At 63.0% G+C, this 12,437-nt stretch carries 7 protein-coding genes; 5 read left to right on the plus strand and 2 right to left on the minus strand.

Features of this window, described 5'->3' with window-relative positions:
• Positions 1-243 precede the first annotated feature (243 nt).
• Entirely contained in the window at positions 244-1,215 is a 972-nt protein-coding gene (locus BM059_RS14650) for a GGDEF domain-containing protein (RefSeq protein WP_074939527.1), read from the minus strand.
• A gap of 110 nt (positions 1,216-1,325) precedes the next feature.
• A complete protein-coding gene (gene desA / locus BM059_RS14655; RefSeq protein WP_037003854.1) occupies positions 1,326-2,516 on the minus strand; it encodes a delta-9 fatty acid desaturase DesA in 1,191 nt (396 codons plus the stop codon).
• A gap of 169 nt (positions 2,517-2,685) precedes the next feature.
• Here desA and dibA point away from each other — a divergent pair, with 169 nt between their 5' ends.
• The 5 genes from dibA (at position 2,686) to BM059_RS14680 (ending at position 12,411) form a co-directional block, all read left to right on the plus strand.
• Positions 2,686-4,986 carry a phosphodiesterase DibA gene (gene dibA / locus BM059_RS14660; protein WP_074939528.1) on the plus strand — a complete coding sequence of 767 codons (2,301 nt, stop codon included), beginning with the start codon at positions 2,686-2,688 and terminating at the stop codon, positions 4,984-4,986.
• Between the two features lie 2 nt (positions 4,987-4,988).
• A complete protein-coding gene (locus tag BM059_RS14665) occupies positions 4,989-6,125 on the plus strand; it encodes an HDOD domain-containing protein (RefSeq protein ID WP_074939530.1) in 1,137 nt (378 codons plus the stop codon).
• Positions 6,122-10,285, plus strand: a complete 4,164-nt coding sequence (locus BM059_RS14670) for a PAS domain S-box protein (protein ID WP_074939531.1) — start codon at positions 6,122-6,124, stop codon at positions 10,283-10,285. The genes BM059_RS14665 and BM059_RS14670 overlap by 4 nt, the downstream gene beginning before the upstream one ends.
• Positions 10,286-10,349: 64 nt before the next feature.
• Positions 10,350-10,736, plus strand: coding sequence for a response regulator (locus BM059_RS14675; protein ID WP_074939533.1), 387 nt, complete (start codon positions 10,350-10,352; stop codon positions 10,734-10,736).
• Positions 10,729-12,411, plus strand: a complete 1,683-nt coding sequence (locus BM059_RS14680; RefSeq protein WP_037002312.1) for a diguanylate cyclase domain-containing protein — start codon at positions 10,729-10,731, stop codon at positions 12,409-12,411. Before BM059_RS14675 ends, BM059_RS14680 begins: the two co-directional genes overlap by 8 nt.
• Positions 12,412-12,437: the final 26 nt, after the last annotated feature.

Raw genomic sequence — 12,437 nt, forward strand, 5'->3', positions numbered from 1 at the left:
ATGAGGCGGGCAGAGTGGTGCATGGGTGAGTGCTCTCTCGTCGTTGTTATTGTGCGCCGACATCCTGGCCGGCATCTGACGGGGCGTATGCAGATAGCGCGCCAGCTTGGCAAAGCTAGCGCACAAGCCCTCTAGAACAGTAGGTTACATTTTTTCGACAGAGAGGAGGCTAGTCGATGACGATACCTGATCGGCAATTTTCCGCGCATGAGAACTCGCTCTCAGGCGGAAAATCGCCAACCATCATCCCAACACGATTTGATTCTTGCCCTGGCGCTTGGCCGCATACATGGCTGCATCGGCGCGTGCGTAAAGCACATCGAGACTGAGGTCAGTGGCCAACAAACTGGTAAGCCCCTGGCTGACGGTGATGCCGAAGCTGACACCCTCGTGTTGAAAGCCGAGGCGTTGCACCTCACGCTGCAGTCGTTCGGCCACTTGCAAGGCCACATCCGGCTCACAGCCCGGGAACAGCGCGGCGAACTCCTCACCACCAATACGACCGAACAGATCGCCACGACGCAGCGCGTTGCTGCCGCAATGCGCCAGACGCTGCAGAACCTGATCACCGATCTGGTGGCCGTACTGATCATTGATCTTCTTGAAGTCGTCGAGGTCGAGCAACAGGAATGCCAGCGGGCTGCCAAACTGGCGCGCGTGCTCAAACTCGCGGCGGGCACATTCAAAGAAGTGCCGCCGGTTACTGCTCTGGGTAAGCACATCGGTGGTGGCCAGGCGGTGCAGCTCACCCTCCAGGCGCTTTTTCTCAGTGATGTCTTCGGCGATGCCGACGATCACACTGCTCCGCTCCGCTCCCGGACGGGGGCTGACGAAGCATTTGTCGCTGAGCCAGCGCAGTTGCCCGTCGGCACGGATGATGCGGTACTCGCGAGACTCAACAGCGCCGGTTTCCAGCACCTTGGCCAGGCTTTCAGCCGCGTAGTCGAGATCGTCCGGGTAAATGCTGTTACGCCACTCACCGTAATCGGCCAGCAGCAGCGCGGCAGAGCGCCCGAAGATTCGTTCGTAGGCCGGGCTAACGTAGATCATCCGCTGCTCGCCCCAGTCGAACGCCCAGAGCACGGCATTGACGCTGCCAAGCAGGCTGCTGAAAAGCTGTTCGCGCGCGCCCAGGCGCTCCACTTCGGCACGACTGTGCAGTAGCGCCAAGGTGAGTTCTTCCAACTCGGAAACAGCGTTGCCCTGATCGTCCATTACAGCGGCCATCCGTCCTTCGCCTCGCATTGAAATGAGCATAGTGCGAGCTATTGGACAAACACAAAGGCCCGCCAGTTCGGCGGGCCTTCGCTTGTAACGAGCGGCGGTCAGGCCGTCGCGCTGGACGGTCGCAGCGAGTAGGTCTTGAGCTGCTCGGCAAACTCACGCAGCGACTGGATGCCGCTGGCCTCGGCCTCGTGCACCCACTGCTTCATGGCTTCGAGCATGTCGTGGCCGTTGCTGCTGGTCTTGACCCAGATTTGCTGCAGCGCCAGGCGTTTCTCGTAGATCACCTTGAGTGCCTGGCTCTGCGCCAACATGTCGGCGATGTGCGCATGATGCTGCTCTTCCAGCAGGCTCGGTTCACGCGACAGCAGGCGCTTGGCACGACGGAAAAGGTGACGAACGGACTCATCGGCCTTGGCAACTTCCTGCTTGACCAGTGGCGCGATGACCAGCTTGCGGTACTGCGCCATGATCTGAAAGCGGTTGTTGAGGATGGCCATGGCAGTGTCCATATCGAGATGGCCCTTGCCCTCCACGCGGTGAGCAATGGGCGCCACGCGCTGCACCTGCGCCAGGCCGAGGAAGCTGAACAGCTTGATCCAGGCCCAGCCCATGTCGAACTCCCACTTCTTCACCGACAGCTTGGCGCTGTTGGGGTAGGTGTGGTGGTTGTTGTGCAGTTCCTCACCGCCAATGATGATGCCCCAGGGCACCAGGTTGGTAGCGGCGTCGCGGCATTCGAAGTTGCGATAGCCGACGGCATGGCCAAGGCCGTTGATGACGCCTGCAGCCCATACCGGAATCCACATCATCTGGATCGCCCAGACGGTCATACCCAGTACGCCAAACAAGGCCAGGTCGATGATCGCCATCAAGGTCACACCGCCAATCGGGTAGCGGCTGTAAACGTTGCGCTCGATCCAGTCATCCGGGCAGTTCTTGCCATAGATACGCAGCGTTTCCTGGTTCTTGGCCTCTTCCTGGTAGAGTTCAGCGCCTTTGCGCAACACGGTGCTCAGCCCCTTGATGACCGGGCTGTGCGGATCATCGACGGTTTCACACTTGGCGTGATGCTTGCGGTGAATCGCGGTCCACTCGCGGGTGTTCTGGCCAGTGCTCAACCACAGCCAGAAACGGAAGAAATGCTTGAGCGCGGGGTGCAGTTCCAGTGCACGATGCGCAGAGTAGCGGTGCAGATAGACTGTCACGCTGACGATGGTCACGTGTGTCATCAGCAGAGTCGCAGCCACCAGCTGCCAGACCGAGAGGTCGAGTAAACCGTTGTACCACATGGGCGCTGTTGCCTCTTGAAGGGGGAACACGGTTTGTCCTACAAGGACGAACCTGATTGCATTATCCCTGACCCATGCCAGAAAACCAGTTGGTCTTTTAGATAAGAATGTTTCAGCACGCCCTCCATCTATACTGATCAACCTTTACAAGGAGCGTAGTTGCCCACCCATGCGTATCGACACCGCCGCCTTGCGTCTGACTCTGGGTTATCTGCTGCTGGCCGGCCTGTGGATACTATTGAGCGACCAACTGCTCACCGCACTGGGCCTTTCCGCAGCGCAGCAGGAACGCCTGCAATCGCTCAAAGGGCTGTTCTTCGTGGTGCTCACCAGCGCGCTGCTGTACCTGGTGCTGCACCGTCACGCTCGCCAGTATCGCCGCGCACGTCTGGCACTGGCAGGAAACGAGGAACGCCTGCGCCTGGCACTGGATGCCACGCGCGACGGGCTATGGGATTGGGATGTTTCCAGACGCAAGGTGTTCTTCTCCGAAGGCTACGCCAGGCTCCTCGGCCTCACCCCGCAAGCGCTGGGCGATACTCGCGAAGACTGGGCATCGCGCCTGCATCCGGATGACATGGAGCGCGCGCTGCATGCACTCAATGCCGAACTGAACGACCAACCCTACGAAAACATCTACCGCCTGCGCCACGCCGACGGCAGCTATCGCTGGATTCACTCGCGCGGCCGCCTGCTGCGTGACGAAAATGGTCAGCCACAGCGTTTCATCGGTATCGCCAGCGACATCACCCAGCAGCGCGCCATCGACGACAGCCTGCGCCAGGCGGCGGCAGTGTTCGACGCCACCCAGGAAGGCGTACTGGTTACCGATGCCGAGCAAAACATCGTGCACGTCAACCCGGCCTTCAGCCGCATCACCGGCTACAGCAGCGAGGAAATCCTCGGCCAGCACCCCAACCTACTCAAGTCCGGGCGTCATGACACCGCCTTCTACCAGAGCCTGTGGCATGCCCTGCAGAATCGCGGCGCCTGGAGCGGTGAAGTGTGGAACCGCCGCAAGAGTGGAGAAATCTACCCACAGTGGCAGTGCATCCGTGTGATCCACGATGAACAGGGGCGAGTCAGCCACTACGTGGCGGTATTCTCCGACATCACCGCACTCAAACGCTCGCAGCGCGAGCTGGACTATCTGGCCCACCATGATCCGCTGAGCAACCTGCCCAACCGCCTGCTGTTCACCGAGCGCGTCGCCCACGCACTGGAGCGCAGCAAGATCGAAGAACTGCGCGGTGCGGTGCTGCTGATCGACCTGGATCACTTCAAGCACATCAACGAGAGCCTCGGCCACAACGTCGGCGATCTGCTGCTCAAGGGCGTTGGTGAGCGTCTTCTGCAGAATTTGCCTAACGGCTGCACCTTGGCCCGCTTAGGTGGCGACGAATTCGGCTTGCTCAGCGAAAACTGCGCTGAAGCCGCCCAGGCAGCTGAGCTTGCACAATGCCTGCTGCGCAGCCTGGAAACACCCTTTCGCCTCAATGACCACGAGCTCTATATCGGTGCCAGCATCGGCATCAGCCTGTTCCCCGAGGATGCCGACAGTGTCGAGCAAGTGCTGCGCAACGCCGACTCGGCGCTGTTCAAGGCCAAGAGCAGCGGTCGCGAGGGCTACGCCTTCTACGAGCAGGAGCTGACCGACTACGCCCGTCAGCGCGTGGAACTGGCCAGCAGCCTGCGCCATGCCCTGGATAATGATGAGCTACGCGTGTACTACCAGCCGCTGCATGACCTGCGTGACGGGCGTCAGGTCGGCATGGAGGCCCTAGTGCGCTGGCAGCATCCGCAACGCGGGCTGGTCGCACCGGGGGAGTTCATCCCGATTGCCGAGGACAACGGCATGATCGGCGCTATCGACGCCTGGGTGCTGGAGCAGGCCTGTCAGCAGATGATGCGCTGGAATGGCGAGGGCAACACGCTGAGTTTCGTTGCGGTGAACATCTCCAGCCGTCTGTTCAGCCGTGGCGAGCTCGCCCAGAAAGTCGCCAGCGTGCTGACGCAAACCGGCCTGCCGCCCGAGCAGCTGGAGTTGGAAGTGACCGAAAGCGCGATCATGGAAGACCCGGACGCAGCACAGAAACTGCTCATCAGCCTTCGCGCGCTCGGCGTACGCCTGGCCATCGACGACTTCGGCACCGGCTACAGCTCGCTCGCACGCCTCAAGCGCCTGCCAGTGGACAAGCTCAAGCTCGACCAGAGCTTCGTGCGCGGCCTACCCGATGACGCCGAAGACGCCGCCATCGCCCGAGCGGTGATCGCACTCGGCAAGAGCCTGGGTCTCAAAGTGCTCGCCGAGGGTATCGAGCAACGGGCTCAGGCCGACTTCCTGCGTGAGCTAGGCTGCAATTATGGACAGGGCTATCACTTCGGTCGTCCACAGCCTGTAGCCAGCAAATCCGTTGACCCCGACAACACGGGCGATGCGAAGGACAGCCATCCCAGTACCAGGAACTGAGCATGCGCGTGCTGATTCTCGAAGACGATCCCTGGATAGCCGACCTGCTCAAACAGATCGTCCTCAGCTTGTGCCCTGGCGCCCAGGTCGACTGCCAGAGCCGCGTCGCCGATGCCCTCGCGGCCTGGAAACGGCAAGCCGCCCAACTGGTCATAGCCGACTGGCATCTGCCGGACGGCAACGGCACCCAATTGCTGGAGGTGGTGCGCCAGCGCAGCAAGGACATTCCTCTGGTCATGGTCACGGCCCGCGCCGACCGCGACAGCGTACTGACCATCCGTCCGTTGAATATCAGAGCCTTCATCAGCAAGCCCTTCCAGGTGCCCAAGGTGATCGCCAGCCTGCAGCCGCTCCTGGTGAATGCCCAGACCATCGCCGGTGAAATCGACACTGTCGGCGACTTCCTCCTGCATCTGGAAACGCTGGCCGATGACGCCCTCGAACTGCCCCTGCGTGAATCCCTGCACCAGCGCTTGCGCGACATGCCGCCCCCCTTCGACAATCTGCAGCAGCTCGGCGACCTTTGGCAGAACGACCCTGCCGTCCATGCGCGGTTGATCGCAGCGGCCAACAGCAGTAACTACAACAGCGCCGGGCAGCCCTGCGTCAGCCTCAGCGAGGCCGTGCAACGCCTCGGTCAGGCCACTGCCGTCAACCTGATTCAAGGCCTCGCCTTGAGGCCGCAGGCGGTGCTGAGCGACCCAGAGCTGCAACGCCACGGCGATGAACACTTCGTTCACGCCCTGCGCCTGCGCCAGCGTATCGGTGAGCTGGCGCGCAGCAGCCGGGTCGACCCGGCGCCACTGCACAGCGCCGCTCTACTCCAGCGCATGGGCGAGCTGGCCCTGCTGGATCAGGCACAACGCTGGCGCAGTGCCGGCCGAGAGCTGGACGAGCCGACCCTGGAAACCGCCCTGCAGCGCCATAGCAGCCAACTGGCCAATCGCCTCAAGGCACACTGGCGCTTACCTATAGCACTGCGCGAGCTGATCGGCGCCTGCTACGCCCTGCCCCCTGGCAATACCCGACGTGACACAGTGGTGATGCGCCTGGCCTGCGCCGAGTTGCTGGGCGCCGAGACGCAGGAGATTGCACGTCTTAGGCGTCTCGCCGGCCTGGCCCGGACAAGCGCACGATGACCGGCAGCCCCAGGCCGATTTCCATTCGCTGGATCGTGGTCGGCGGCAGCCTGTGCCTGGCGTTGTTCTTCGCTTTTCTCGGGCACCAGGCGCTGCACGAACGAGAGGCGCTGTGGCAGCTGCAGATGAACAAGCAGGCCGAGGCGCAGCGTCTGGCACTGCAGAGCTTTCAACATGGCCTGCGTGAACGTGCACAACTGCTGGCCGAGGCCATCGCCGCCGACGCCTGGGTGACCGATCTGGTGCGTCAGGCTGCGGTCCTGCCCGAGGATGACCCCAGCGACCTGACCAGCATCCGCAACCAGCTCTACACCCGCCTGGCGCCGCGTTGGCGCAACATGCAGCTGCACCGCCCGTTCCGCCTCTACGTTCATATGCAGAATGACGCACGCATCCTGCTGCGGGTGCATGACCCCGCGCGCTTTGGCGATACCCAAGAGGCCATGCGCCCATTGCTGCTGGACACCCAGCGCAGCGGCGACAGCCACGCAGAGCTTACGCTCACCCAGGACAGCATCGGTATTCGCGCCGCCGCCCCATTGCGGGTCGACAGCCGCGAAGGCCAACGCCAGGTGGGCGCCATCAGCGTGGCGATAGATGTGCTCAACGACCTGCCCCAGCTCGACCAGGACCTCGGCGCCGGCATCGCCCTGCTGCTCAATGCAATGCCCGAGTCGGACGCACAGGACGCTAGCGCACCGGCCTGGCGCCTGATTCAACAGTCTCGCCCACAGGCGCAGACCTGGCTGCAAGCGGGTCTACTGCCCTCGCCCAGTGCAGGCAACAGCCAGCGCCTGCTGGAAGATGGCGGGCAACATTACCTGCTCAGCCAGCTGTCGATGGCGAGCTCACCACAACCCGGCGCGCCAGCCATGGCCACGGTACTGACCTGGCGTGACGTCAGCGAGCTGTATGCCGTGCATGAGCACGACAAACGCTGGCTGGTGGTGAAGTGGATACTGGCCTGGTGCGGCGCCGAAGCCCTACTGATGATCCTCCTGCGCACGACACGTCGCAGCACCCAGCGTCTGATGCAGCGCCAGCAAAGCGCGCTGCACGCCCTCAACGAGATTTCCGCACTATCGAGCCTAAGCGGCAAGGAGCAACTGCGCGAAGCGCTGCGCATGGGCGCCAAGTACTTCGATATGCCGCTCGGTGTGATCGGCATGATCGACGCCGATCACTACCGCGTACTGGTCCAGGTCTGCCCTGACACGCAGCTCGAAGACGGCCAGACCTTCGCCCTCGGTGAAACCTATTGCAGCCTGACCTACGCCCAGGACGACATCCTCTGCATCGAGCACATGGCCAGTTCGCCCTACCGCGAACACGCCTGCTACGCCCGCTTCACCCTGGAAAGCTACATCGGCACGGCGATCTGGGTCGATGGTCGCCGGGTCGGCACCCTGGCCTTCTGCGACCAGCATCCACGTGACCACCAGTTCGACGAGAACGAACGCGAATTCCTGCGCCTGTTCGCTCGCTGGGTCGGCGCTACCCTGGAGCGCGAACAACAGCAGCAAGCGCGGCAAAACCTGCTCGAGCGCCTGGCCAGCATCATCGAAGGCACCGACGTCGGCACCTGGGAGTGGAACGTACAGAGCGGCGCCACCGTGTTCAACGAACGCTGGGCGCAGATGCTCGGCTACCGACTCGAAGAGCTGCAGCCCACCAGTGTCGAAACCTGGAAGCACTTCTGTCACCCGGATGATCGCGAGCCCAGCGAACGCATACTGCGACGCCACTTCGCTGGCGAGATAGCCTTCTACGATCGGCAGATACGCATGCAGCACCGAGATGGCCGCTGGCTGTGGGTACAGGTGCGCGGGCGCCTCTCCAGCCGCGACGAGCAAGGTCGACCGCTGCTGATGTATGGCACCCACACGGACATCAGCGCGGCGCGGCAGCGTGAGGATGCGGTGATCGAGGCGCGAGCGTTCCTGCAGACCGTGCTGGATTCGGCCAGCGGCGTTGCCATCATCGCCACCGACCCGAACGGCCTGATCACCCTCTTCAACTCTGGTGCAGAGCGTCTACTGGGCTATAGCAGCGACGCCGTGATCGGTCAGATGACGCCCGAACGCTTCCATCTGCCCAGTGAAATTGATGCTCGGGCCCAGCAGCTCAGCATCAGTTGCGGACATCCGGTCAGCGGCTTCCAGGTCTTCACTCACAACGTACGCAATGGCGAGTCGGAAACCCGCCAGTGGACGTACCTGCACAAGGACGGCAGCCAGCGCTTGGTCAACCTCACCACCAATGCCATCTTCGACTCCAGCGGCCAGATCACCGGCTTTCTCGGCATCGCCAGCGACATCAGCGCCCTGCAGCAAGCCACTCGCGCACTGCAGCAGAGCGAAAGTCGCTTCCGTGGCCTGGTCGCCAACCTGCCCGGCGTGGTCTATCGCTGCGCCAACGACAGCGACTGGAGCATGCGTTACATCAGCGACGAGATCTTCAGCCTGACAGGCTACCCACCCAGCGACTTCATCGACAATCGCGTGCGCAGCTTCTCCAGCATCGTGCACCCGGACGACCTGCCCATCACCTACCGGGCCAACGACAGCATCGCCCGGCACGAGGTGCTCGAACTGACCTACCGCCTACGCCATGCCGACGGTCACAGTGTCTGGGTACGCGAGAAAGGCCGTGGCGAGTACGACGCCCAGGGCCGCCTGGTGTGGATCGACGGGTTCATCTGGGACATCAGCGAACGCAAGGTGATGGAGGACGAACTGCGCCTGAGCCAGCAACTGTTCAGCAGCGCCTTCGCCACGGCGCCACAAGGCATGGCACTGGTGGCTATCGACGGGCGCTGGCTGGAGGTCAACGACGAGCTGTGCCGCATGCTCGGCTACAGCCGCGAGGAAATGCTCGCCCTCGACTTCCAGCACATCACCCACCCGGACGATCTCGACGCCGACCTGCGCAACGTCGACGATCTGCTGGCCGGGCGCATCAGCGCCTATCAGATGGAAAAGCGTTATCTGGACAAACAGGGCCAGGTGCTCTGGGTGCTGCTCAGCAGCGCGCTGGTGCGCAACACCCAGGGCCAGCCCGTGCACCTGGTCGCGCAGATCCAGGACTTCAGCGACCGGGTCGCCGCCGAGCGCGCGATTCGCGAACGCGAGCATTACCTGCGCACCCTGCTCGACAACGTCATCGACGCCATCGTCACCCTCGACGACCAGGGTCAGATCGAAACCTTCAACCACGCAGCCGAACGCATCTTTGCCTACCGCCAGGCCGACGTCGCCGGCCAGAGCATCGCCAAGCTAATCCCGAGCATGGCCAACGACACCCTGCGCCAAGGCTGCGCCAGTGACCAGATTCGTGAGATGGAAGGTCTGCGCCAGGGCGGCGAACGCTTCCCCGTGGAGTTGGCGATGTCGCAGATCAGTCACCAGGGTCAGGTGCGCTTCATCGCGGTGATCCGCGACATCGCCGAACGCAAACGCATCGAGCAGATGAAGAACGAGTTCGTTTCCACCGTCAGCCATGAACTGCGCACGCCACTGACCGCTATCGCCGGCTCGCTGGGTCTGATCAACGGCGGTGCACTCGGCACCGTACCACCACCCATGGCGCACATGCTGAGCATCGCCGAGGCCAACAGCCAGCGCCTGAGCGCACTGATCAATGACCTGCTGGACATGGAAAAACTGGTTGCCGGCAAGATGCATTTCGACCTCCAGCGCAGGCCCCTCAAACCATTGCTGGAATTGGCACTGCTGCATAACCAGCCGTATGCCGACCAGCATCAGGTGCGCCTCGAACTGCATGCCGAGCACGACGCCGAAGTACGAGTCGATGCCCAGCGCCTGGCCCAGGTGCTGGCCAACCTGTTGTCCAACGCCGCCAAGTTCTCACCGCCTGGGGCCGTGGTGCAGGTCGGCCTGGAAGCAGCGGGCGACAGGCTGCGGGTCAACGTGCGCGATCAGGGGCCGGGTATACCCGCGGCGTTCCATTCGCGCATCTTCGCCAAGTTCTCCCAGGCCGACTCTGGCGACACCCGGCAGAAAGGCGGTACCGGCCTGGGCCTGGCGATCTGCAAGGAGATCATCGAACGCATGCATGGGCGTATCGGTTTCAGCTCGCTACCTGGTCAGGGCGCGACCTTCTGGTTCGAACTGCCGCGCGTCGATGAAAACGAGACATGAACCCTGCGCAAGGCTACAAAGCTGTACCACACTGCAGAAACAGCCAACGGCCGGGGAGACCGTCATGACTGAGCTCAAGCGCATCCTGCATGTCGAGGACGACCCGTCGATCCAGGCCGTGGCCAAGGTCGCGCTGGAGGCCGTCGGCGGCTTTCAGGTGCTGAGCTGCGCCAGTGGCCAGGAGGCGCTCGACCAAGTGCAGGGCTTCGCGCCCGACTTCATTCTGCTCGACGTGATGATGCCCGGCATGGATGGACCCAAGACCCTGGAGCTGATTGGTCAACTGGTCGACACCACACACATTCCGGTGGCCTTCATGACCGCCAAGGTGCAGCCCGACGAAGTCGCCCACTACCTCAGCCTCGGTGCTCATGGCGTGATCATCAAACCGTTCGACCCGATGCAGCTCGCCGCCCAGGTGCGGCAGATCTGGAACCAACGCCATGGATAAACACGAAGGCAGTGCCGTCCCTCAGGCGCTGCAGCAACACCTGCAACAGCTTGGCCAGCAATTCAGCGAACGCTTGAACCAGGAACTGCCGCAACTGGCACAACAGGCTGGACAACTGCTGGATGCCAATGAAACCGAGCGCAAGCGCCTGCTGCAGGAGCTGCGTCATCAGTTGCATCGCCTGGCCGGCAGCGCCGGCACCTTCGGCTTCAGCCAGCTCGGCCAGCAGGCGCGCGATCTGGAGCAGCACGCCGAACGCTGGATGGAGCGCCTGCTGCGGCAACAACAGAGCCTCAACGAGTTCGTCGCTGCCTTGCAGGTACTCGGCGAGCAACCGGTCAGCGCCGGCCCCCCCGCCGAACCGGCAGGCAAGGCGCGCAAGCTGCCACGCCAGGAGGACGACAGCCGCACCATTTACATTCTCGAAGGCGAAGCGGCCGTCGGCGAAAACATGCGCCAGACGCTGAGCAACTTCGGCTACCGCGCCGAGCACTTCAATTCCATCGCCAGCCTCGACACCGCACTGCAACAGCAGTTACCCGATGCGCTGATCATCGACGCGAAACTGCCCGGCGAGGCCAGTTGCGGCCTGGATTATGCCCACCAGCTGCGTGATCGCCTGGACGAGCCTCTACCGCTGCTGGTGCTCACCGACCAGCAGGACGACTTCGCCACCCAGCTGCATGCCGTGCGCGCGGGCGCCATGGGCCTGTTCAGCAAGCCGGTGGACATTCCACAGCTGGAAAGCCGTCTCGAACGTTGCTTCTCGCAGCAGAGCGGTGAGCCCTACCGCGTACTGATAGCCGACGATGACCATGACCTGGCCAGCCGCTACAGCCTGGTGCTGCGCGATGCCGGCATGCTGGTGGAGATACTCAGCGAGCCGGCGCGCATCTTCGCCCACCTGCGCGACTTCAACCCGGAGGTGGTGCTGCTCGACGTCAACATGCCGCACTGCACTGGCCCCGAGCTGGCGCAGATCATCCGCTGCAACGACGACTGGCTGCGCATCCCGATCATCTACCTGTCAGCAGAAACCGATATCGGCAAGCAGATGAACGCGCTGATCAAGGCCGGCGACGATTTCGTCACCAAACCCATATCCGACAACGCCCTGGTCGCCACCGTGTTCTCCCGCGCTCAGCGCGCACGCCTACTCTCCGACGCCCTGGCGCGCGACAGCCTTACCGGCCTGCTCAAGCACGCAGATATCAAGGAACAGGTGGCCATCGAACTGGAGCGCGCTTTGCGCAGCGGTGACCGCGCCAGTGTGGTGATGCTGGATATCGACCACTTCAAGCGGGTCAATGACGAACACGGTCATGCCGCTGGCGACAACGTCATCCGCGCCCTGGCCAACCTGCTGCGCCAGCGCCTGCGCCGCGTCGACAGCCTGGGTCGCTACGGTGGCGAGGAATTTCTCGCCGTATTGCCGGACTGCACGCCGGAGCAGGCACGCCTGATCGTCGACGAGATTCGCCAGCGCTTCGCCGAGCTGCGTTTCATCGCCGACGGCGGAGAGTTTTCCGTGACCCTCAGCGCCGGTATCGCCGGCACCGACGTCAACAGCGACGCCGAGCAACTGCGTGAACGTGCGGACAAGGCTCTATACGCTGCCAAGCACAGCGGGCGCAATCAGGTGCAGATAGCGGCCTCGGAAGAGCATCGCGGCTAAAGCCGCTCCTACACCAGCACCACACT

The sequence above is a fragment of the Ectopseudomonas composti genome (assembly GCF_900115475.1).
Taxonomy (GTDB): domain Bacteria; phylum Pseudomonadota; class Gammaproteobacteria; order Pseudomonadales; family Pseudomonadaceae; genus Aquipseudomonas; species Aquipseudomonas composti.

Coding starts and splice junctions, on each gene's coding strand:
- desA (WP_037003854.1), bottom strand. CDS start 2,516: ATGTGGTACAACGGTTTACTCGACCTCTCGGTCTGGCAGCTGGTGGCT.
- BM059_RS14680 (WP_037002312.1), top strand. CDS start 10,729: ATGGATAAACACGAAGGCAGTGCCGTCCCTCAGGCGCTGCAGCAACAC.
- BM059_RS14675 (WP_074939533.1), top strand. CDS start 10,350: ATGACTGAGCTCAAGCGCATCCTGCATGTCGAGGACGACCCGTCGATC.
- dibA (WP_074939528.1), top strand. CDS start 2,686: ATGCGTATCGACACCGCCGCCTTGCGTCTGACTCTGGGTTATCTGCTG.
- BM059_RS14665 (WP_074939530.1), top strand. CDS start 4,989: ATGCGCGTGCTGATTCTCGAAGACGATCCCTGGATAGCCGACCTGCTC.
- BM059_RS14650 (WP_074939527.1), bottom strand. CDS start 1,215: ATGGACGATCAGGGCAACGCTGTTTCCGAGTTGGAAGAACTCACCTTG.
- BM059_RS14670 (WP_074939531.1), top strand. CDS start 6,122: ATGACCGGCAGCCCCAGGCCGATTTCCATTCGCTGGATCGTGGTCGGC.